Source organism: Desulforhopalus singaporensis (assembly GCF_900104445.1).
Taxonomy (GTDB): Bacteria; Desulfobacterota; Desulfobulbia; order Desulfobulbales; family Desulfocapsaceae; genus Desulforhopalus_A; species Desulforhopalus_A singaporensis.
On sequence record NZ_FNJI01000015.1, the window covers coordinates 15,160 to 38,202 of the forward strand.

The window sequence follows — 23,043 nt, forward strand, 5'->3', positions numbered from 1 at the left end:
TACCATACGATTTTTAAGACCATAGGATGAACACAGACAACAATATTCGCTACGTCGGCGGTTACGGCACTTCAACCGGATCAGCTCTCCTACCTCTATTCTGGATCCTGCTATCGGTTTCGACAGTGGTTTTCTTCTTTACCCTGGCATTTTATTTTCTGGGGAACGGCAGGGGTTTTCCAATATATCTGCTGCTTGCATCTGCGCCGATTTTTATCGCAATAAGCCTCATAGGACTCCGGTTGACATTCCGGCAGCAAAAACAGGCCGGCTTTATCCTGCAAACGCTCGAAAAGCTGGCAACAGAGGATTTCAAATCCAGAACTCCGGTGCTCGGCGAAGACGGCCTTGGCAATATCGCCGATCAGCTCAACAGAACACTCGATCGCATAACCGTCCTGGTACAAACCAGGGACGATCTCGAATCTTTCCGGGATTCGATGATAAAGCTGCTGATGGAGATCAGCACCCTGCAGGAAGGAGACCTGACGGTGCGGGCAGAGGTGACGGAAGACTCCCGGGGTGTGCTTGCTCATCATTTCAACACCCTGGCCGAGAGGCTGGAAAAAGTTGTTGCCAAGACATCAACCGTAGCACACGCTGTGAAAAAATCTGCGACCAAGATATCGGGCAACAACAGCGTGTTGATCGAAAAAAATTTACTCCAGGCAAAAAATGCCACCTCGGTTGCCCATAAAATGTTAAGTGTCCTGAAGACGGCACAGAAAATTACCGGCCAGACCAAAACCCAGCAGACCCTTCTCAAAGACCTGCAAGGCGATTCAGCAGGCAAAAACAGCTCCGCCACCGCCCTTGCGTCCATCGACAAAGAACTGAAAACCGCATCCCGCGGTGTTATGGAGTTTCAGGAAAAGTCGCTCGGCCTCGCCCATGTTGCCATGGCCGTTGATAAATTTTCAGAAAAAGCGACTCTTTTGTCTCTTAACGATTCCATTGAAAACAGTGACGCGCCAAGGCAGCACGATTTGCAAAAAGCCGACGAGGAGATAAAAAAACTGGCAGAGATATCCTCCCGGGCCTCAAAGGAACTCGGGCTCTTCTCGGCAAATTTCAAAGGGGAGGTGCTGGGACTTGTCAAGACAACCAAACGGGTACACGACCAGATTTCAAGCGAGCTTGAAGTCCTGCAGCAGATACACGAAAGCACCCCGCCGCCAGCGGAAATCTACCGACAGCTGACAGCAGCCGCAGACGAGATAAGAAACAGTGCGGCAGCCGTCGAGGGAGGACTCAAGGAAATAGTCCTTACGCTCAAGGCCATTCCGGCCGCAAGCAGAGAGTCGGCCCTGTCCAATAACGAGACCCTCGGCTCCATGAAGAGACTGGTGAAGACAGCAGACCACCTTCTCTCTTTTATCGACCAACTCAACCTTACCAAAAGAGATGCAAAGTCCTGAAACACTGCTGATGTTTTTTACCGCATCAATTCTTCTCGCCCTGGCCCCCGGCCCTGACAACCTGTTCGTACTTACCCAGTCGGCCCAACGCGGCAAACTGGCCGGCATCGCCGTCACTTTTGGATTGTGCACCGGTATCATCGTACACACCATGGGGGTGGCCCTCGGTGTGGCCGCCCTGTTCCAGGCTTCAGCGCTCGCCTTCAACCTGCTGAAATATATCGGCGCCGGCTACCTGCTCTATCTTGCCTACCTCTCATTCCGCACAATCGGCGGTACCAGGGCGGAACAGAAGACAGAGAAGATCCCGATCAGAAAACTGTACCGCAGGGGCATCCTCATGAACGTTACCAACCCCAAGGTATCGATCTTTTTCCTGGCCTTTCTGCCCCAATTCACCGATCCAACCATTGGGCCCCTGTTCCCCCAATTTTTGCTTCTCGGCTTTCTGTTCATAGTCACCACCATACTGGTTTTCGGCGGGATAAGCCTTCTGGCCGGTTCAATCGGCGACTATTTCAGGAAATCAAATCGTGCAGAGAACATACTGAACCGCATGGCGGGAACGGTGTTTGTCATCCTCGCCATTAAACTTGCTCTTGCAACCAGGCAGTAGCGCGAGGATTCTATGGACGACAACTGTCGCAAAGTCGCCCCGGGGCCGTCCCCCCGGACAGTAACCGCCGAAGACGGCACCGTGCTGGAAGTACCCGCCGAGTGGGAACTGCTTCCTCCCGGCGACGGTCCGCTGACCAGGCTGGTGAAATCCAAGGGCGCCAGCTGGGTTGTCCAGCAGAAGAAAGGCCGCCGGCTCATTTCTAAGGGGGTCTGGTGCAATGGTTGCCATATACGCGCCGCCAAAGAAGAGATCGCCCAGAAGCGTCAGGCACCCGGGTATGCCCAAAGGCGCCATTACGAGCAGCAGAGAAGGGAAAAAATCCAGCGGGATTACGTTGAAGAATTTTTCCAGGCGGTCCTTCGCTTCCTCGATTTCCATCACAAACATGAAGATCTTGCGCTTCGTGTGGCAAGAGCGGTAACCGAGCTGGCTACCCCCGTCGGCTCGAAAACGGTGGCAAGAACAGCGACAATCCCGCTTGAGCAGAGAGCGCAGAAAGCTGTCGTAGCCTGGCTGCGGCACCAGACGACAACCTATGATTCAATGAAAATAGCTCGAGTCAAAGGAGAGCGGAGGCGGGTTAGGCGAGAACTGGCCAGAAGTTCGCAACAACTGCTTGCCCAGTACCGATCGGGTGAAGAAATCACCGATCCCTCGCTTTTGCCAGAGGCGCTGGTCAACCTTGAAAACAGCACCCCAGAACGTGAGCCCCCGCCACCGGCGAATTGAAAATTTCTCTTTGGCAAAACGCCAAAACCCCGCCCTTATGAAGCGGCAGGATTCATCTGTAAAAATCCCATGCAGCATACAAGGCGGGCTAGACAGGTTCGGCAACCGCGACCCGGGTCGCCATCCTGCTGGTAAACTCCTCGCGGGTAAAACTGTAAACCTGGGTTCCGTTGCATTCGACGGCAAAAGAAGCGCACACGCTCCCCTGTATCGCGCTTGCCTTCAGGTCCGCTCCCTGCAGCAGCCCGCTCATCAGGCCGCCCCGATAGGAATCGCCTGCGCCAGTGGGATCAACCACCCGGCGAGGTGTAAAAGAGGGAATCCTGGTTACGCCGCTGTCTTCATAAAGATCCGAGCCGTGTTCCCCTAATGTGACGATGGTGTTTGCGGGCAGGCCGAGCAGCTCCTGTTTGCTCAATCCCGTTTTATCCAGGATAAGATTAAACTCGTAGTCGTTGACGATAAGCAGAAAACAGTCCCTGATAATCTCGACCAGGTCGTCCCCGCTGAGCATGGGCAGTGCCTGTCCTGGATCGAAGACATACCCGATTCCCTTTTCCTTGCACCTCGCAGGATAATTCACCATGTCGTCGAGATTTCCCGGGGAGATGAGCAGCATCACCTGGTGCGGATCAAGAGCGGTGAAATCGAGTTTTGAAGAGTACTTCATGGCCCCGGGGTTGAATCCGGTTATCTGATTATTGGTCTTGTCGGTGGTTATATAGGCTCCTGCGGTCAGTTCACCTTCTACCACAGTGATACCTTCCCGTGAAATGTCGTTTTTACCCATCCAGTCAAAATAGGTGTGATGGTCACGGCCGATGGTCGCGGTGATGACAGGTTCCTCACCCATCAGTTTCATAGCGTATGCGATATTGCCGGCGGTTCCGCCGAAATTCTCGGTCACGCCGTCGACCATGAAGCAGACGTTGAGATCATGGATTTTGTCCGGCAGGATGTGATCGGAGAACCTGTCGGAAAAATTCATGATCCTGTCATATGCCATGGACCCTGAAACGATAACTTTCTTCATCTGCTATCCCTTTATTGTAAAATATACGATTTTCGCAAATAGTCGTGATACCTGTTCACCGGCTATACTTGACGTGTCGAGCATCTCCGTATCGCCTTGATCTGCAATCCGCAGTGCCGGACAACAAAACAGCCCGTTTCCAACAGGAAACGGGCCGCTTCTGATTGTCGCAACCTTCGGGTACAAAGACCGCTTACCCTTTCATCAGCTCTATTCTGGCCTTGATATCGTCGACAGCCAGCCCCTGGTGCGGCAACTGTTCGGCGATCCCGCCATGGCCGATTTTCGACGTTCCCATGGCCCCGTACTTCGGTGCGCAGCCCCTTTCAAGAAGCCAGCTGCCAAAGCGCGAACCGAGTCCGGTTTTGCTGTTCTGGCTCTCAACGACGAGCACGAAGGGGCTTGCCCCCACTTTCGCCATCATCTCTTCATCCACTACATTAAGCGTCGGCTTATTGACAAGTCCTACGCGCAGGCCAGCCTTTCTCAGCTGCTCAACAGCGTCGAGGCAGCGATAGGTCATCTCTCCGTAGGTGACGACGTAGCCATCTTCCCCCTCACGGACTATTTCGTCTTTTCCGGGCTCAAAGCGGTAACCGCCGTCATACAGTTTTTGCCCCTCTTCGTCAAGAAGACAAGGGGTTGCCGAACGGGTTGAAAAGACAAAGCGCAACCCTTTGTCATTGAAGATTTTCTGCAATATTGCACGCAGCTGCAGCACATCGGCAGGAAAATAGAGTCTTGTCAGGTCGCCTTCGGCAAGAGCATTGTCGGCGAAGAAATTATTGATCCCGAAGTGACATGTGTTGTCGGCCATATCATCGATTCCGGCGTGGGAAAAATGTGCCAGAACGTTGGCGTCATTGAGCCTCGCCATGGTGATTTCAGAGACGACCATCTCAAGAAAAGCGGAAAAGGTGCCGAAAATGCCCTGACGTCCGGGCTCGGAACCGAACCCTGCGGCAACGGAGTAGTTGTTCCTTTCCATGATACCGCCGGTGACGTAGACCTCGGGATGGTTTTTGCGGATGTGATGCAGACCGCAGGAGCCCTCGAGGTCGGAATCAACCACCAGGACCTTGTCCGCCGGACTTTCGATACCGTCAAGAATCTCGCAGACGACCTTCCCGAAATCATCCCTCACCTTACCCATTTCCGCACTGCTGCCAAGGTATGTCTGCTTGGTTTTTTCCACGGTGAAATTTTCAAGGCACTCGACAGCCTTGGTGAGATTTCTCTTTTTCAGATAGTCTACAGCAAGGTTTACGGCAATCACATCATGCCCCTTGGGGCTGCCCTCAATCCCAGCAACCCCAACGGCCATCGGTCTTTTATTGACAACTGCGACCGGGCCGTCAGCTGCCAGTGCGGCGCTGATCCGCGCAAAAAGAGAGTCAAGCTCTTCGCCGTTCCCGGAGCTTGTTTGCAGGCCGTGCCCCTGAAGGGTTTTTTCCACATCGTAGCCCTGCATATACTGTGTCGGATGGCCGGCAATGGTCACGTCGTTATCATCGATAAAGAGCTTGACCTTGAGATTTCTGGCAACGGCATAGCGGGCCGCCTCCGCATTATCCCCTTCCATCTGAGAGCCGTCGCTGCCGAACATGACAACGGTCTTACTGCGGTCCGCTTCGGCTACCCCGTTCACGTAGCTCCAGAGGTGGCCGAGACGACCGGATGAAAAGAACACCCCGTTTTTCTCATCGCGCTCTGGATGTCCGTAATACCCGTGATCATATTCCCGGTAGTGCAGCAGCGATTCAATATCCTTGTGCCCGTTGAGTACCGCCATCATGTACTGGATCGCCACCCGGTGACCCGCTTCATCAAAATAGACCGGGTGGATCGAGTCCGACCCCTTCATAAAGCCGTCCACGATCAGCAGTTCGGGGACGATATCAAAAGCGCCGCCGGTATGTCCTCCCAAACCTTTGACGTTTGCCAGGGCGGTGAAAAAAATAAGGCTGTCTCGAACAATCTGAATATTGTTCTGCAACTGCCCACGCTGCTGATCGCTCATCCGCTGCTGTCCAGGTTCGAACCTGAGCGGAGCGTATCCACTTAAATCCAAGGGGAATTCCATCGTAACCTCCAGTTTATGCCGCGTCTTTTTGACGGGTCACTTGTCTTTTTCCAGCGCATCTTACAGCAAGACGGGCGGAAATTTTTTTATTTTCTATGCACGGCCCTTGCAAATCGATTGTTCAGAAGGCCTTTTTTTCCCTGTTGTCCGGCAAAACCACATTGAGGAGCAATCCTAAAACTCCCGCAAGTCCTATTTTCTCTATAGCAAACGTTCCCACGGAAAATTTCATACCGCCGATCCCGCAGACGAGAATAACGGCAACAATAATCAGGTTTCGTGGAGTTGCCAGGTCCACTCCCGATCTCATGAGAGTATTAATACCGACAACCGTTATCATACCAAACAGCAGAATCATGATCCCCCCCATCACCGGAGTTGGAATCGTCGCCAGTATCGCGCCTATCTTGCCGACAAAAGAGAGCAGGATGGCAGTCACAGCCGCCCAAGTCATGATCGCCGGATTATACGCTTTGGTGAGCGCTACCGCTCCGCTTACCTCGGAATATGTCGTGTTTGGCGGTCCGCCGAGCAACGAGGCGATAGACGTTGCTATGCCATCGCCGAGCATGGTGTTTTCGATCCCCGGATCCTTGACGTAATCCTTACCGGTGATGGAACCTATGGCAAGCACGTCGCCGAAATGTTCTATCGCCGGAGCGATAGCCACAGGCACGATAAAGAGGATCGCCTCCCATTTCCACTCGGGAAAAACGAACGCGGGCATCGCAAACCAGGCCCGTTCGGCCACCGTGCTAAAGGAAATCAGCGCCGGTGAAGTCCAGTTGTTGAGCGTCCCCGGGTCAAAAGTCGCCTGCATTGCCGCCGAGAACCCCACGAAATCGAGCATAATCGAGGCCACATATCCGGTGACGATGCCGCAGAGAATCGGGATAAGCTTGAGCCATCCCCGGCTGAGCAGCGATACAAGCGCGGTGGTGACCAGGGAAACTCCGGCGACAATCATCGCCGTGGTCTCCGGCACAAGCCAGCCGGAACCGTCACCCGTGCGACCCATCGCCATGTGCACGGCTACCGGGGCCAGCACCAGCCCGATCACCATGATCACCGGACCGGTCACGATGGGGGGCAGATATTTGTGCAAAATTCCGGCCCCGCAGAACCGGATCACCAGACTGAGGACAATATAGAAAACCCCGGCTGCTGCAAGACCGCAGAGCGTAGCCGGAATACCCCATGTTTGAACGCCATAGATGATCGGCGCTATAAACGCAAAGGATGATGCCAGAAATACCGGCACCTTGCCCTTGGTAATCATCTGAAACACCAGTGTCCCGATCCCCGCAGTAAAAAGTGCCACGTTCGGATCAAGTCCGGTCAGAATCGGAACCAGCACCAACGCGCCGAAAGCCACAAAAAGCATCTGGGCTCCAAGCAGACTGTCGGAGAATCTGAAAATATAGTTTGAATCAGGTGTCTCTTCGGACATTACCCAAAGCCTCCCCTTGCTGAATTTGTGCCTGTTGCAGCCGCCACGGCCCTGTCACATTTTTTAAAAGAAATCATCGCCGGTTCCACACAACGACTCGTTTAGTTACTGGGTGCCGAAAATTTTATCACCGGCATCCCCCAGACCCGGCAATATGTAACCGACCTCGTTGAGACGTTCGTCCACCGCGGCAACATAGATTTCAACATCGGGATGCAAGGTGGTGACCTTGTTCAGCCCCTCGGGCGCCGCCACCAGAAACAGTCCCTTGATCCTTTTACATCCGGCTTTTTTCAGCGTCTCGATAGTGGCAAGCAGCGTTCCGCCCGTGGCGAGCATCGGGTCGAGGATAAGGGCGATCCGCTCTTCGATATCTTTTGCGGTTTTTATGTAATATTCAACCGGCTGCAATGTCTGCTCATTCCGGTAATAACCGACGACACTGACCCGCGCCGACGGAATCATGTCAATGACCCCGTTCATCATCCCTAGGCCGGCTCGTAAAATCGGCACGATCGTGATCTTTTTCCCTTTGAGTTCATCAACCTCTACCGGACCGGCCCACCCCTGGATTGTCTTTTTTTCAGTGGGCAGATCCTTCGCCGCTTCATAGGTGAGCAGTCGGGCAACTTCGGACGAAAGGTCCCGAAAATCCTTGGTTGAGATATCATGTTTACGCATCAATCCCAATTTATGCTTGATAAGTGGATGGTCCGCAACGTGGACGCTCATTGCCTTTCTCCCCTGGAATATTTTTTATTGCATCTTGAAGAATACGGACTTCTTTCGCACCGCAGCTCTACTTTTGCCAAACAGTTCGCCACCTTCGACGATTCCTCTTGACACACCGATTTTCGACACACATTCGCGCTATTGTGTTTTAAAAAAAAATAAAAAAAAAGCAAGGAATTTTCCCTGGAAAAATACCGCGCCACAAGCAAAACATCCACCCTGCCGCCGCAGGACTGCCGACTACTCACTCACCCTGGCTAACTGTCTTCCGGCGACAATGTCCCAAGCCGACCCGGCCACCTGGCCGACATGGTGCAGGTTTTTACCGGACACACTTCATTTTCCACACCCTTTTATTGACAGGCGCCGTTTTATGGTACAGGTACGCTTCCGGTGGTCCCCCCGCCACTCAGTTATCTATTTCCGTTATTGTTTGCATAAAATTATTTGATCGCAAAAAGTCTGTATGATAGTGTAGATGTGACCCACCGCACTGTTCTGGCAAAGAGTAACTGCAGCCGCCACGCTGCGCGGACCCGTGAACCTTCTATTCAGGAGAGCCGATGAAAGTCAAAGACATCATGGAGCCCCTCAGGAACTGGCTGACCCCGGAAATGACGCTCACCGAAGCGATTAACGTCTTTCGTGCCACCAAGCGCCACCACGGGATGCCGGTAAACGGCCTGGTGGTGCTCGACACCCGCATGCATCTTGTGGGAATTGTCTCGACCAAGGACATCCTCAGGCGCCTCATCCCGTCACACCTCTATCTCACCGATCGCCACCACCATATCCCACTGGATTCGGTACGGGCGGACAAGGCGGGAGAATTTTCCTGCACAACCGTCGACCGGGTAATGACCGAGGATGTACGGGTAATCACCAGCGACGAATCGATCTTCAGATGCGCCGATGTTTTTCTCACCGAACAGGTCCGCCGGCTCCCGGTGACCAGGAGTGGTGATGGAAAGGTTGCGGGAATGGTCTATCTGCGGGATGTGTACAACACCCTGACCGAACTCGTCGCCGGCTGACCTCTACTCAAGAGGTTTGGGCTTACCCAGGGGAGACAGGGGCAGCAGTTCGACGGCCAAAATGGACGCAAGGATCACCCCCCCGCCCGAAAGCTGTAGCACCGACAGCCTCTCGCCAAGAAACAGAGCGCCGGAAATAGCTGCGAACACGGTTTCAGAGCTGAGAATTATCGCCGCATCCGCGGCGGGGGTGAACCGCTGGCCAACCACCTGCAGGGTAAAGGCCATTCCCACCGAGAATATGCCGACATAGCAGATGCCCCACCACCCCAGGTAAAACTGGTCTATGGTCGGTTGTTCCATCCCGCCTCCAAGAAGCAAACCGAGAACGCCGCAGACAACAAACTGCACCACGGCAACAACCAGGGGTGCCCGTGTCCTGGACGCCATAATACCCACCAGGATAACGTGCGACGCCCAGAAAACGGTACTGGCTATCACCCAGAGGTCACCTGCGGCCAGCGCGACAGTGTGAGCACCACTAAGTATATATGTACCGACAAAACAGCAGATCGACGCAGGCCAGACGGAAAAGTGCACCTTTCTGCGCAGAACGAGCAGACCGATGACCGGCACCAGGGGCACATACAGTGCGGTGAGAAACCCGGAATTAGTGACGGTGGTGTGCAAAATCCCATGCTGCTGAAGGGAAGCGGCAGTAAACAGTACCACCCCGGTTGCAACCATCCCCCACCAGTCCCGGGCAACAAATTGTCGTTCACTCCGATGCACCCTCACATACTGGCGTACCGCGAAAGGCATTACCGCACCCCCCCCCACAAGGAACCTGGCACCGGTAAAGGTGATGGCTCCGAGCCCTCCCGTGCCGATCTGCTGTACCACAAAAGCACTGCCCCAGATCATTGCGGCAACAGTCAATAGTATATTGGCATGAACACGCTTCATCATAAATCCGTAGTAAAATTATGCAACCCCGCCTGTCGTACAAATCTTGCAAGAACAGTTTATCTCCACCCAACCTCAGGTTATTACAGCAAATCGCATCCACGCAACTATACTTTAGGTGCACGATTTTACAACCTTGATCTTGTCGCGGGCTGCAGACAAAAATCAAAAAACAGGCCGCCGCAGTAAGCGGCTGGTGCCGGTGCAATCCGGTTGATCTTTTGGTGGAAATACAATTTGACATTATTGAGGCGGCATTGGATAGTATTTATATACCTGTTCTTTTACAATATTTTTCGCAACACCCTTTACTGACGCAACATCCAGGTTGCCGACCGGGGTGTCAGGTTTGCCAGGCGGACACGGCGACCGTTTTTACGATAAAATGGCCGGACTCATGACAACTCCCGTTTACGACATTGCAATTATCGGCGGCGGCATCAACGGATGCGGCATAGCCCGTGACGCCGCAGGGCGGGGACTCTCGGTATTTCTCTGCGAACGTGACGATCTGGCAAGCGGCACATCTTCCGCTTCGACCAAACTGATCCACGGAGGTCTCAGGTATCTGGAATATTACGAGTTCAGGCTGGTGCGGGAAGCACTGCGCGAGCGGGAGATACTGCTCACCAACGCTCCCCATATCGTCTGGCCCCTGCGTTTTATACTGCCGCACCACCGAGGTCTTCGGCCGGCCTGGCTAATCCGGCTGGGACTCTTGCTCTACGACCACCTCGGAGGCCGCAGGCTGCTCCCGGGAACCAGTTCCGTTAACCTGCAAACCGATATCGCCGGCAGACTACTCAAGAAAGAGTACCGGCGCGGTTTTGAGTATTCCGACTGCTGGGTCATGGACAGCCGGTTGGTGATTCTCAACGCAATGGACGCGAGACGGCTGGGAGCCGTAATCAGAACCAGGAGTCCCTTGGTTTCCGCGGTCAGATCGAAGGACTTCTGGACCCTTACCATGGTCGACCTTGTTCGGAACAGGGAGTACCAGGTGAGAGCAAGAGCCCTCGTCAACGCCAGCGGTCCCTGGCTGGACCAGCTGATGGAGCACATAACCCATGGCGCCACCAGAGAGCATATCCGGATGGTTCAGGGCAGCCATATCATAGTTAAAAAACTCTTTGATCATTCCCGGGCATATATTTTCCAGAACAGCGACGGGAGGATTATTTTTGCCATCCCCTATGAACACCACTTCACCCTTATCGGCACCACCGAAGTCGACTTCAGCAAGAGCCCCGAAACCGCAGCAATTTCAGATAAGGAAATCGGATACCTCTGCGGCGCGATCTCGGAATACTTTGCCAGACCGATAACGGCAAACGATGTAGTGAGCAGTTTTTCCGGGGTCAGGCCGTTGTTTGACGACGGCAAAAGCGACGCCAAGGCGGCAACGCGCGATTATGTCCTCAAGCTTGACACCTTAAGGGACAAGGTCCCCCTGCTGTCAATATACGGCGGAAAGATAACAACATACAGAAAGCTGGCGGAATCGGTACTGGCCAGGCTGGCCCCTTATCTCCCCCCGATGAAACGCGAGTGGACAACACACAGCCCCCTTCCCGGCGGCGACTTCCGCCCCGGCGAATTCACCAGAAAAACCGAAGAACTGCAGCACCTGTGTCCCCTGCTCGACCAGCAGCACGCGCACCGTCTGTTCAGGGCCTACGGTACCTTAAGCAGGGAGATGATTGACGCGGTAAGGGGTACCGACAGTCTCGGCGTCCACTTCGGCCACAACCTGTACAGCTTTGAAGTGGACTACCTCATTGAACGCGAGTGGGCGATGACCGCCGACGATATCCTGTGGCGCCGCACCAGGCTGGGACTGTTTCTTAATCAGCGCCAGGTGGCAGACCTTGAGAGCTATATAAGAACAAGACAGGCAGACGGGCAACCAGGTACACAAAAAAACTTCATTTTTTTTGACAAAGGAGAAGGGCAATGACCTCGCATATCCTTGCCATAGATCAGGGAACGACCTCCAGCCGCGCTATTATTTTTGACGACAACTTCCATATCGTCTCTGTCGCCCAGCAGGAATTAACCCAGTTTTTCCCGAAATCGGGATGGGTGGAACATGACGGAGAGGAAATTTTACGTTCTACCCTGGCAACTTGCCATAAAGCGCTTGACCAGTCAGGGCTGCAGGGGAGCGATATTGATGCGATCGGCATAACCAACCAGCGAGAGACCACCATTGTCTGGGACAAACAGACGGGCAAGCCCATCCACCGCGCCATCGTCTGGCAGGACCGACGCACGTCTGCTTTTTGCGCAAGTCTTGACAGCTGGGGTTACGGTCCCATGATTACCAACAAAACCGGTCTATTGCCGGACTCCTATTTCAGCGCAACCAAGATCAAATGGCTGCTCGACAACGTTGGCGATGCCCGGAAAAAGGCTGATCGCGGACAGCTTCTTTTCGGCACGGTGGACACTTTTCTCCTGTGGCACCTCACCGGAAAAAAAATCCACGCCACCGATGCGACCAACGCCTCACGCACCATGCTCTACAACATCCATGAAAACTGCTGGGACCACGAGCTGCTTGAGATCCTCGACATTCCCCGCGCCATGCTTCCCGAGGTACAGGACAGTTCCGCCGATTTCGGCACCACCACACCAGAGCTTTTCGGCGCTCCCATACGCATCGGCGGGGTAGCCGGCGACCAGCAGGCGGCGCTGGTCGGACAGGCATGCTTTGCACCGGGCATGGTCAAGTCGACCTATGGGACCGGCTGCTTTATCGTCCTCAACACCGGCGAACAGCCGGTCACATCCGACAACAGGCTCCTGACGACTATAGGCTACAGGCTCAGAGGCAAAACGACCTACGCCCTTGAGGGATCGATTTTTGTGGCCGGCTCTGCGGTGCAGTGGATGCGCGACGCCATGGGGCTTATCGAATCGGCCGAACAAACCGGGGAATTAGCAGGGCAGGCCGACCCCGACCAGGACGTCTACCTGGTCCCCGCCTTCACCGGTCTTGGAGCCCCCCACTGGGACGGCAACGCCAGGGGAGCGATCTTCGGCATCACTAGGGCAACCGGTCCAGCCGAGCTTTCCAGGGCGGCGCTCGAGTCTGTATGCTACCAGACCAGGGATCTGCTCGATGCCATGCAAAAAGACTGGGGAAAGATGGGCGATACCGTGCTGCGGGTGGACGGCGGCATGGTCGCCTCCAACTACACCATGCAGTTTCTCGCCGATATCCTCAACGCTCCCGTGGACCGGCCCGTGATTCTTGAAACCACGGCCTTGGGCGCCGCCTATCTGGCGGGGCTGCATATCGGCATGGTACCTTCGCTTGAAAAAATATCCGCATCCTGGCAGCTAAACCGACAATTTCGCCCGTCACTCGACGACGCTGTCCGGCTTCGTAAATACAACGGCTGGAAAGAAGCGGTACGCCGCACTCTGTCAACCGGGTAACCCGGCGGGGCTTACAAGTAACCGATTGTTATCGTACAATATATAGGCCGAACCACCCGCGATGGGGCGAGAGCGACCCCGCTGGTTGAAAGAATAGCGACAACCCTCTATCAATTGTTGAAAAGATAAGGGAAAAAGGCTAGGATCATCTTCACTTTCTGAGCTGTCAGCGTTTTTTACATTATCAGATCCGTATGTGACGGGCCGGACGATTCCCATTGACTAAAATTCTTCTTTTTATCTATACCCTGGCGTGGGTTGCGGCTTTTCCACTGTTAAAACGTCTGCCGCGCATTCGTACCGGCTGGCGACAGCGGACGCTGCAGGATCTGCCGGAAGGAACCTTCGATATATGGATACAGGCGGCCTCCGGCGGAGAAGCCATGCTGACCAACACCCTGCTCGATCAGCTTGCAGCCGTTGTTCCGCAACAGGCCAGGTTGAAAATTCTGGCAACCTCCGGCACCGAACAGGGAGTGCAAACCCTTGACAAGGCCAGGCATGACAGGGGTCATGGTACTGCAGGAAGTCAAGGCATAATCGACGTTACGGTCAGCTATTTCCCGCTGGACGCGCCCCACTTGATGCGTAAGGCGTTTCAGGCGTTCCAGCCTCGGCTCGGCATACTTATGGAAACCGAACTGTGGCCGGGATATCTGGTTGCAGCGGCCGGGCAGAATGTCGAGCTCTTTCTCGTCAACGGTCGAATGTCTGAAAAAAGCTTCCGTTCCTACCGGCGAATGCGCTTTTTTTTCAACAGGTTCGGCCCCGGGCGTATTCTGGCCGTATCCCGGACCGATGCGGACCGCTTTGCCCATGTGATGGGCAACAGCAAGGTTGCGCTGATGAACAATATCAAGTTTGACAGGACGGTCCCTGCAGCCGGCACCGCAGGCCGCGCTTCCCGTCTCATTTTTGCAGAAAAAGCGGCACCTTTTATCATATTCGGCTCGGTCCGCCGGGAGGAGGAACCGAAAATACTCGCCGCTGTTGCTGAAATCCTTGACAGACGAAAAGACATCGTCGTCGGCATATTCCCCAAACATTTGGAAAGGGTGTCACACTGGGTCAACATGCTCGACGCAGAGCATATCGCAACAGCCAGAAGATCTGAGATCACGTCCATCTCCGGCAGTCAGAGCGTGATAGTCTGGGACAAATACGGTGAACTTTCCAGCGCCTACGGTTATTCAGACAGCGCTTTTGTGGGAGGCTCCCTGGAGAAACTGGGCGGCCAGAATTTTCTTGAGCCACTGGCATTCGGGCTGCGCCCCGTTATCGGCCCCCATTGGCAAAATTTCAGCTGGGTCGGCCGGGAAATAGTCACCTCCGGGCTTGTCACCGTCGTTGACAACGCAGCGGACCTGGCCCATGCGCTTATCAGCCATGCCGACAGTCGGCAGCCAAGGGAAGAAGTTATTGAACAGGTCCAAGCTTACCTTGAAACCAAAAAAGGCGGCACCCTGAAAGCCTGCCAGGAAATTGCAAAACACTTTCATTTTACCAGAACAGAATAGACATGACCAATCTCCCACCCTGCTACGCGATCATCCCCGCACGATACCAGTCTCACCGTTTTCCCGGCAAACCTCTTGCCGAAATACTTGGAAAGCCTATGTTTCAGTGGGTCTATGAACAGGCTGCCAGCTGCCCGGCGTTCCAACGGGTATGTCTTGCAACGGATGATGACCGGATCTTCAAGGCGGCTCAAGAACGTTCAGTTCCGGTGGTCATGACCAGCCCCGATCACCCGAGCGGATCGGATCGCATTATGGAAGCCGCAGAGATTATGGGACTTGAGGATGAGGCTGTGGTAATCAACATCCAGGGGGATGAGCCGGCAATTGATGCGGGGATACTGGAAGCGCTGATTGAACCGTTTGGCCGACCGGACACCCAGGTAACCACCCTTGCCACGAGTATCAGCCCGGAAGAAGCGGACAACCCGGACCGGGTCAAAGTTGTCCGGTCCAGGGAAGGAAAGGCGCTCTATTTCTCACGAGCCAAGATACCGCACCACCGCGACCCCGGAACTTCTGAAGACAACTACCTGCTCCACATCGGCCTGTACGGTTATCGGCTGCCGGTCCTGAAAACCTTCACGTCCCTTCCGCCAAGCCCCCTGGAAAGCATTGAAAAACTCGAACAGCTGCGCCTGCTTGAAGCGGGTGTGGCGATCACGGTGGTGCTCACTGATTACCAGGGATTCGGAGTCGATCGTCCTGAAGACATAGCGCTCATTCTGCCGCAGCTAAAAGGTCTGTAACACCATCCGGCCATTGGGTGGTGCGGGACCAGGGATCGCCGTCAGGATGCAGTCCTTTGCTGTAGTAAACGACAAAGCCACCTTTCAACGTTGAAAGGTGGCTTTGTTGCCGTTAGATTTCATTTGCGGTGCAGGTATTGGTACTACCCTTTCGCCTCGGACTGCTTGGCTGGTTTCTTGGCAGCGGGCTGCTGCCCTCCCTGGTGATCCCTATCCAGATGAAAATTGATCCAGGAGGACGTGTCCTTGAGTTCCCAGAGGCGTGGCGGTACCAGCTCACACGCCAGTTTTTCCGCCTCGCCATGTTTCCTCATTCGCCTGTAGGCGCGCACCCAGACGCAGAGCTTGTCCGGGTTGACCTCGCAGTAGCCGTTGTTGCTGCCGCCGCAGGCCCCGTTCCTGGTATGCTTGGGACACCCCGATTCCGGACAGAGAAAACCGACATGCTGAATACCGCAGTCTCCACAGCTCTGACACGACAGCATCATCTTCTTGAACGGATCCTCAAGAAATCTCTTCAGCACCCATGACGCCTTGTTCTTGTCCAGAGAGCTGGAAATTTTCCTATATACCGGGGCAAACGACGCATTCTTGTCAAAGAACAGGTCGTGGGCGGTGCGCAGAAAGAGATAGTGGCAGTTTTCGGAAAGCTTGACCTTTATCGCATCCCGGCTTGGTATGGACTTGGTCGCGGCCGTCTTTTTGTACAGATAGAAACGATTGGGCTCGTCTTCGGTGAATTGTTCCCTGTAGTCCTGCCAGTTATGCTCAATTTCCTCCATCCGGTCGAGAATACGGCCAACGGTGTCAAAAGAGTCGTGAATACCGCCCAGGTGAATCCCCTTGTAACCTATTCCCTTGAGAACGACCCCAAGCCTCGCCGTTCTTTCAATGGCCTGTTTTTTTCCTTCCTGCGGATCCTGCCACTCTTCCATGACCCGGTCAAACAGCTTTTTGGTAACATGAACCCCCGGCACCCGGCCGGCATGCATTGGCCGCGCCGATCTTTTATCAAGCAGATAAAGAGATGCCAGCGCCGGGTAATCGAGTTGCCGATCGTTTTTATAGAGCAGCAGCTCTTCATATTTATCGATATCGTAACCGAGCTGGGTGATGGTAAAAGAGGCTCCCGCCTCAAATTTTCTCTCCAGCTTCTTATACTGCACCCATGTTTCAGCTTCAGTGTATTTAAAGGGAGAAACGGCGCACCCGGTAACAAAGACACTACTGTGTCCGGTTTTAATCAACCGCCGGTTCAGGTCATTGAGCATCGACGTCAGGATGACCGAGTCAAAGTCAAACACAGGGGTCCCCCGCCCACCGAAACCTTTGCCGGAATAGTCTCCGGTAAGGGCAAGGATATTTTTCATACCCATGTGGGCAAGCTGCAAAGCACGGCTTTCCATGCCCATGCGATTGGTATCCCTGCAGGTAAAATGCACTATTACGTCCATCCCGCAATTGAGGATATTCCGGCCGATGGCGTCCGGACTCAGGGCCGGGTTACCGCCGGGATTGTCGGTGATGGATACGGCGGATATTCTCTTGTCCTGATACGCTTCTTGCGAAATTGCATTAATTGTATCAATTGTTCTGCCGCTGGATTCACGGCCGGGAACCAGCTCAAGGGTAATTACAAATTTTTCTGGGGTAGAAATATCGTCATTAAAATTACGAGCCACTGAAACATCTCCTTTAAACTAAAATCGCCTCACAACAGCACTGTCGATTAATCCTGCACCCTGGCCCGGACTGACTCGAAGCACGCCCAAAAACCTGACCACGAACCGCCCCCACACAGTTCTTATTGTTTCGCCCTTTCCGACACACCATCTGGCGAATCAGCGCCTGGAAAGGATAATCGGCTGGAACCACAGGATATAATCACAACAGCGTCGACTTTTCGGCTCCGTACAGGGCAGCAATCAGTCGACAGCTCAGGCATCCCCTGCCGTCTCCCAACCGTATCACTCTGTGGTACTATAATACCAAAAATTGTGCGACGCGAGATTTTTTTTCGCAGAAGCAGGGACAAACAGAGAAAGAAAAAAGAAAAAACCGGCGGCGCGGTTTCGCCGACCGGATTTTTTAGATAAACGGATGGGCCGTGAGGCGGCCATGACGGGGTATTCTGTTTTCCGAGGTCAGAACGACGTATACCCCTGGACGAAAAGCAGCGCCGTCAAGTCACCGTAAAGGATATTGTTCTCAATACGCTCTTTGAGATAGGGTTTCGGGTGAAAACCGACGCCCAGCCCGGCGGCCAGGAGCATTGCCAGGTCATTGGCACCGTCGCCGATGGCGATGGTGGACGACTGGTCCAGGGCGCGAGCCTCCATGTAATGTTTGAGAAATTGAAGCTTGGACTTATGGTCAATCACCGGCTCGAGCACCTTTCCGGTAAGAACGCCGTTGTCAAGTTCCAGCCGGTTGCCATGCTGCACATCAAAGCCGAGTTTTTTGGCCACCGGTTCAGTAAAACAGGTAAAACCTCCCGACACAAGTACACAGAAAGCACCTGCCTGCTGCATGGACCGCACCAGTGTGGAGGCCCCGGGCATGCATCTGATCGCGTCACAGGTTGTGCCAAGAGCCGCCTCGTTCAACCCCTTAAGCATTGCCACGCGGCTACGCAGCGCCGCCCGGAAGTCAAGCTCACCGCGCATGGCACGATCGGTAATCTGGGAGATTTCCTCCTTCAGGCCGCAGGCAGCGGCGAGATCATCGAGGGTTTCCCCCACCACTACGGTGTTGTCCATATCCGACACAAGAAGCTTTTTTTTCCTGGCTCCATCATCGGCAATGATAAAATAATCGATCCTGTCCGGTTCAAGCAGCTTCTCAAGCCGCAGCCTGGCATCCGGCCCAGGTTTTCTCGCAAGCACAAGGTCCGCGGCTTTGCCCTGACGTAACCAGGTTGTCTTGAGAACATCCACTCCCAACATGGTTCCGGCCAGGTCCAGGTGGCTTTCGGTCAAAGGAGATTTCCGGTCGGCCGCAACAAGTACAAGAATATAGTTCATCATTGTCTCGACTTTCGTCATGGGCAGGTTTCGTCCGTGGCTTGTGCAGTATGCGGGCGAACAGTTCGTAGTGTTATCCAGGCACGCTCAAAGCCATCCACTTTAATAGATGCTGATTGTCAAAGCAAAATTTTTTTCTTTACCATTCGGATTAATATTGCACCACAACAAAGTGCAAAAAGAACCTTCACCAGTGCCCGATTTTTTTTACCAGCCACTTAAGCGGAATGAGCATTGAGACCCTTTTTCTGTACCTGCCGTAGCTTTGCTCATATAACTTCATTATCTTTCGCTCCTCAAGAATGGCTCCCACCGGGATATACAAAAAGAGAATGACCGCTGCACCAAAGCTTTTCGCATGGTACTCAGGCAGAAAGGACCAGATGGCCAGAAGACAGCCCAGATACCAAGGATGGCGGGTCAGGGCGAACACCCCTGTCTGGTGGAACTCGCCTCCACCGTTCATGAGCAGATGCGATTTTCCGGTTTTCAGCTGGCGCAGACCGAAAAAGTAGTGCAGATCGTACTGGATGGCACCGCCGTAAAACAGCAGGATGGCTGCAACCATCATCAGCCACCGGAAAATCGACAGGACCCCGTTCCAGGCAAAAACAACCGGCCCCGGGTCAATCCTGGTATAGGTCGCAAGCATGACAAGGGTCAGGAGGGAGACGAGGTTGTAGGCCAGCCGGTAATACCTGGGCAGCACCGGCCACAGGTTTTCAAGAAACTCAACAACCCCGGGGGTGATCAGCAGCGAATGCAAGACGCACCACCCTATCCATAGACAGCAGCAAACGATCATACCCGCCGGATCACCCCTTTTGTTGTCCCGGATTCAGTACCGACAAAAGGCCGCTTTCTTTTTTCAGGTCCCCGAGTCATCTTTTCTGTCAAAACAGGCTTCCAGGTAGATCATATCGCCCTGGGAAGAACTCTTTACGTCATAATCAAGGCTGTGGAACAATTTGACCATCCGCTTATTCTGTTGTGAAGTATAAGCAGTCAACCCCTTAATCCCGTTTCGTTTGGCCGCTTCGGCCAATTTCTGGATGACAATGGAGGACAACCCTTTGCCCTGCCATGTTTTCTCCACGGAAAAAGCTATTTCCGCCATTTTCGTCTCAGGATTGAGATAATACTCGCCGACGGCGAGAATCCTTTCAAACCCGGGCTGGCCCTCCACCACGACTATGGTGAGATCGTTATGGTAATCGATAATGAACGTCTGTTCGATCTGCTTGGTGACAAAACTCGTTTTTTCATGAAAAAAGCGGGAGACGACGTCGGCGGTGTCGAGGCGGTAGTAGTGCTCCTGTATGGCTCTTTCGTCGGTCAGCTTCACCGGCCGAAAAGTGAGTTTTTTACCATCTATTTCCCGGCTCTCCTCAATGCCCAGGGGATAGATGGAATGCATCTCCTCCCTGAGCGATCTCTCGGGTCCAAGCAGTCCCATCTCCTTGGCCTCGTCAAACAGATAGTCCCGGAAATCGGGATGAGCGATGGAGATGAGGGCGATAGCCCGTTCCTGGATACTTTTACCGAAAAGGTTGACCGATCCATATTCGGTCACCACATGCTGAACCTCGCTTCGGGGAACGACCACGGCCGAATTCTCGAGGATAGGGACAATCCTGCTGGCGCTGTAATTGTCCCGGGTGGAGGTCATCATCAGGATCGACTTCCCTCCTTCCGACATCGAGGCTCCCCGGAAAAAGTCGAGTATTCCGGTGACACCCAGAAAATTATTAAACGGCAGTGCGTCTGCGGCCACCTGTCCGGTAAGATCGATCTCACGCCCGAGATTCATCGCCACCATTTTCCTGTTTTGCGATATTATCCGCGGATCGTTGACATATTTCGACGGATGGAACTCCACTGCGGAATTGTATTCAAGGAGATCGTAGAGATCCTTGGTACCGATTGCGTTGCTGCAGATAATCTTGTCGTTGTTGAACCCCTTCTTCTTATTGGTCACGACCCCCATAGCCATGAGTTTCATGATGGTATTGGTAACATACTGGGTATGAATGCCGAGATCGTTTTTTTCCATCATCGCCTCGATATTGGCACTGGTCGTCGCCCCCAGCGTTAACTGGAGGGTCGAGCCGTCGTCAATGAGCCGTGAGATATATCTGGCGATCTGGCTTGCGGACTCCACTTCTGGATAGTTGCCGATCTCGATCAGATCCTCATCGTATTCAACGAAGTAGTCGATATCATTGACATGGATGGAACTTCTGCCGAACACTTTCGGCATATGTCGGTTAACCTGGGCGATAACCAGGTCGGCAGCCTCTGCGGCGGAAGCGGTGACATCCACCGAGACGCCAAGAGACATCCAGCCGAAATCGTCGGGAGGACTCACCTGGATAAGCGCCACCTGGATAGGCAACAGTCTCGATTTTATCAGTTTATGGACGTCTGAGAGATTGATCGGGGTGATGAAACGCAGGTCGCCCTTGAAGCTTTTGGTGTTTGCCGAGCCCAGATAGAAAGAGCGGATATTGAGATTCTGGGATTTCGATTTCTCGGCGATACGGGACAGCGAGGTCGACTCCGCACTGAACATTCTGGTTATTTCCAGGTCGGTAAAGCGCAGGCTGGCGTCGGCAAGCCCCTTCACCAGATGCTGGGGCTCTCCGGTGGAAGACTCGATAAAGATGCGTTGTCCAGACTTTATTTTCGATATTGCCTCTTCAACCGTAATCCTGTTTCTCTGATAATTATCCGCCCAATACCCGGAATCCCGCATAAGACCTCTCCTTGTTGAACAACAGTTACGAAGATGAAACAGCTACACTATATAGTATTGTTTTTCTATCGTTTCTTCAAGCCTTCTGCGACCAGCTGGTAAGAGACGGTTTTTCCATGGTTTGGCAAGGGGCAAATAGTATTTGTCGAAAAACAGGGGTATCTGATAGGGTTAATCAATATCCGGCGAACAACCGACCAGCGGACCAATGGCATGAACCCTACTGAAACCGTACTGCTTTTCAACCTGTCTGAGTCTGATCGAACCCTGGTAAGGCAGCTTATTGCACCTTTTGCCCTCACTCCTGTCGACCTGACCATGCAGACCGTTCGCAACTACATCCGCACCCACCAACAGACAAAAATCTGTCTGGCCATCCTGCGGCTGGCCCCGAAAAGCAAGCAACACAGGTCCATTCAGCTGGTGCGGGACTTCATTGGCCCCCTGGCCCCGATCCTGATCCTCGTCCCGCGGGACAATACAAAAGAGATAAAAAAATATCTGGCCGCAGGAGCCGATGATTTTATCGACCTGCCGCTGAACAGGAACAGGTTCTCGATCAGCTTTCTGATCCTGCTTGAGTTGGGACAGGTGATGGCCCGCCGGCGCCAGAATGAGTCACCCCCCTATAAAAGAGGGCTGTCATGGCACGGGCTGTACAACTATTTTCAGGCCGGACTCGACTATTTCTCGCCCAAATCCCTCATCCCGAGACCTCGCCGGGGGGATTATATTTTCGATCGCTGGGAGATAATCAAGAGACTCGGGATCGGCGGGTTTGGCGTCGTCTGGCTGGTCAGGGAAAGAGCGAGCGGCAGACTTGCGGTCGCAAAGTCTCCCCATTCGTCCATGATGAACATCAGGGTACTGCGGTCAGCGGCCATCCTCAAGCGGCTGGTCCACCACCCCAACGTGGTCCAGCTGATAGAGATCGTCAAAGACAGCGGGAAATTCATTCTTATCCAGGAGTATGTCGACGGCCCCTCGCTGCAGGAGCTTCTGCGCGGGCCGATCTCCCCGCTGGAGCGGGAAAGCTATTTTCTCCAGCTTGTCTCCGCGGTCGCCTATGCGCACAAACATAACATCCTGCACCGCGACATCAAGCCGGAAAACATCCTGATCAACGGCCGGGGGCAGGTCAAACTGCTCGATTTCGGAATTGCCCGGGATCTTAACTGGCAAAGTGGCCAGGCCAGTTCCGAAGGGACGGTAAACTTTATGCCCCCCGAACAGTTTGCAGGCAGGGCATGCCTTGCCAGCGACGTCTGGGCGCTGGGGGTGATCCTCTATATTTTCGCCACCAACCAGATCCCCTACCTGCAACAAAACGACACCTATCCCGCCGACCTCGACCCCGCCATGACGAGCAGGCCGCCAAACGTTGCCGTGGCCGGGTTAAACCCGGAACTGGAGAGGATTATCATGACCTGCCTGCAGGGTGATCTTGCCAAAAGATACCAGAACAGCGACGACCTCCTGACCGACATCCGCACGTCACTGCCCGGTTTCGGCAGGGGAACCGTCCTGCCGGTTTTTCCATGAACAAAAGTC

Annotated in this window: 18 protein-coding genes; 9 read left to right on the forward strand and 9 right to left on the reverse strand. The window is 53.9% G+C overall.

All coding sequences use genetic code 11. From position 1 onward, the window contains the following. The first annotated feature begins 26 nt into the window (after nucleotides 1-26). The 3 genes from BLQ17_RS11515 to BLQ17_RS11525 are packed head-to-tail and all read left to right on the forward strand — an operon-like array spanning nucleotide 27 to nucleotide 2,766. A complete protein-coding gene (locus BLQ17_RS11515) occupies nucleotides 27-1,418 on the forward strand; it encodes a methyl-accepting chemotaxis protein (RefSeq protein ID WP_143005494.1) in 1,392 nt (463 codons plus the stop codon). Next, nucleotides 1,405-2,034, forward strand: coding sequence for a LysE family translocator (locus tag BLQ17_RS11520; RefSeq protein ID WP_092222962.1), 630 nt, complete (start codon nucleotides 1,405-1,407; stop codon nucleotides 2,032-2,034). Before BLQ17_RS11515 ends, BLQ17_RS11520 begins: the two co-directional genes overlap by 14 nt. Nucleotides 2,035-2,046: 12 nt before the next feature. After that, nucleotides 2,047-2,766 carry a DUF2293 domain-containing protein gene (locus BLQ17_RS11525; RefSeq protein ID WP_092222965.1) on the forward strand — a complete coding sequence of 240 codons (720 nt, stop codon included), beginning with the start codon at nucleotides 2,047-2,049 and terminating at the stop codon, nucleotides 2,764-2,766. A gap of 88 nt (nucleotides 2,767-2,854) precedes the next feature. Here BLQ17_RS11525 and BLQ17_RS11530 read toward each other — a convergent pair whose 3' ends face one another. The 4 genes from BLQ17_RS11530 to upp all read right to left on the reverse strand — a co-directional run bounded on the left by BLQ17_RS11530 (nucleotide 2,855) and on the right by upp (nucleotide 8,064). Then, a complete protein-coding gene (locus tag BLQ17_RS11530; protein WP_092222968.1) occupies nucleotides 2,855-3,799 on the reverse strand; it encodes a carbohydrate kinase family protein in 945 nt (314 codons plus the stop codon). Between the two features lie 193 nt (nucleotides 3,800-3,992). After that, nucleotides 3,993-5,882 carry a transketolase C-terminal domain-containing protein gene (locus BLQ17_RS11535; RefSeq protein WP_092222971.1) on the reverse strand — a complete coding sequence of 630 codons (1,890 nt, stop codon included), beginning with the start codon at nucleotides 5,880-5,882 and terminating at the stop codon, nucleotides 3,993-3,995. Nucleotides 5,883-6,003: 121 nt separating this feature from the next. After that, a complete protein-coding gene (locus BLQ17_RS11540; RefSeq protein ID WP_092222972.1) occupies nucleotides 6,004-7,332 on the reverse strand; it encodes a uracil-xanthine permease family protein in 1,329 nt (442 codons plus the stop codon). Between the two features lie 105 nt (nucleotides 7,333-7,437). Then, on the reverse strand, nucleotides 7,438-8,064 hold the full coding sequence (gene upp, locus BLQ17_RS11545) for a uracil phosphoribosyltransferase (RefSeq protein ID WP_092222974.1): 627 nt from the start codon (nucleotides 8,062-8,064) through the stop codon (nucleotides 7,438-7,440). A 563-nt stretch (nucleotides 8,065-8,627) separates the two neighbouring features. Here upp and BLQ17_RS11550 point away from each other — a divergent pair. Next, complete coding sequence (locus BLQ17_RS11550) at nucleotides 8,628-9,098, forward strand: CBS domain-containing protein (RefSeq protein WP_092222976.1); 471 nt, start codon at nucleotides 8,628-8,630, stop codon at nucleotides 9,096-9,098. 3 nt (nucleotides 9,099-9,101) lie between these two features. On the opposite strand, the gene BLQ17_RS11555 is transcribed toward BLQ17_RS11550, so the two are convergent. Beyond that, complete coding sequence (locus tag BLQ17_RS11555; RefSeq protein ID WP_245695111.1) at nucleotides 9,102-10,007, reverse strand: DMT family transporter; 906 nt, start codon at nucleotides 10,005-10,007, stop codon at nucleotides 9,102-9,104. 394 nt (nucleotides 10,008-10,401) lie between these two features. Between BLQ17_RS11555 and glpD the strand changes: the two genes are divergently transcribed. From glpD to kdsB, 4 genes are all read left to right on the forward strand, one after another. Beyond that, complete coding sequence (gene glpD / locus BLQ17_RS11560) at nucleotides 10,402-11,961, forward strand: glycerol-3-phosphate dehydrogenase (RefSeq protein ID WP_407919124.1); 1,560 nt, start codon at nucleotides 10,402-10,404, stop codon at nucleotides 11,959-11,961. Further along, nucleotides 11,958-13,448: a glycerol kinase GlpK gene (gene glpK / locus BLQ17_RS11565; protein WP_092222979.1), complete on the forward strand. Its 1,491-nt coding sequence runs from the start codon at nucleotides 11,958-11,960 to the stop codon at nucleotides 13,446-13,448. Before glpD ends, glpK begins: the two co-directional genes overlap by 4 nt. A gap of 218 nt (nucleotides 13,449-13,666) precedes the next feature. Continuing rightward, nucleotides 13,667-14,965, forward strand: coding sequence for a 3-deoxy-D-manno-octulosonic acid transferase (locus BLQ17_RS11570; protein ID WP_092222981.1), 1,299 nt, complete (start codon nucleotides 13,667-13,669; stop codon nucleotides 14,963-14,965). A 2-nt stretch (nucleotides 14,966-14,967) separates the two neighbouring features. Then, nucleotides 14,968-15,714: a 3-deoxy-manno-octulosonate cytidylyltransferase gene (kdsB, locus tag BLQ17_RS11575; RefSeq protein ID WP_092222983.1), complete on the forward strand. Its 747-nt coding sequence runs from the start codon at nucleotides 14,968-14,970 to the stop codon at nucleotides 15,712-15,714. 143 nt (nucleotides 15,715-15,857) lie between these two features. On the opposite strand, the gene BLQ17_RS11580 is transcribed toward kdsB, so the two are convergent. From BLQ17_RS11580 to BLQ17_RS11595, 4 genes are all read right to left on the reverse strand, one after another. Next, the gene (locus tag BLQ17_RS11580; RefSeq protein WP_092222985.1) at nucleotides 15,858-17,396 is read right to left on the reverse strand and encodes a methylenetetrahydrofolate reductase C-terminal domain-containing protein; all 1,539 of its coding nucleotides are present in this window, start codon (nucleotides 17,394-17,396) and stop codon (nucleotides 15,858-15,860) included. Nucleotides 17,397-17,858: 462 nt separating this feature from the next. After that, on the reverse strand, nucleotides 17,859-18,758 hold the full coding sequence (gene serB, locus BLQ17_RS11585; protein WP_092222987.1) for a phosphoserine phosphatase SerB: 900 nt from the start codon (nucleotides 18,756-18,758) through the stop codon (nucleotides 17,859-17,861). A 166-nt stretch (nucleotides 18,759-18,924) separates the two neighbouring features. Next, nucleotides 18,925-19,503, reverse strand: a complete 579-nt coding sequence (locus BLQ17_RS11590; RefSeq protein ID WP_176761191.1) for a methyltransferase family protein — start codon at nucleotides 19,501-19,503, stop codon at nucleotides 18,925-18,927. Nucleotides 19,504-19,605: 102 nt separating this feature from the next. Continuing rightward, nucleotides 19,606-21,492 carry a bifunctional acetyl-CoA hydrolase/transferase family protein/GNAT family N-acetyltransferase gene (locus BLQ17_RS11595; RefSeq protein WP_092222992.1) on the reverse strand — a complete coding sequence of 629 codons (1,887 nt, stop codon included), beginning with the start codon at nucleotides 21,490-21,492 and terminating at the stop codon, nucleotides 19,606-19,608. 213 nt (nucleotides 21,493-21,705) lie between these two features. Here BLQ17_RS11595 and BLQ17_RS11600 point away from each other — a divergent pair, with 213 nt between their 5' ends. After that, nucleotides 21,706-23,034, forward strand: coding sequence for a serine/threonine protein kinase (locus tag BLQ17_RS11600; protein ID WP_092222994.1), 1,329 nt, complete (start codon nucleotides 21,706-21,708; stop codon nucleotides 23,032-23,034). Nucleotides 23,035-23,043: the final 9 nt, after the last annotated feature.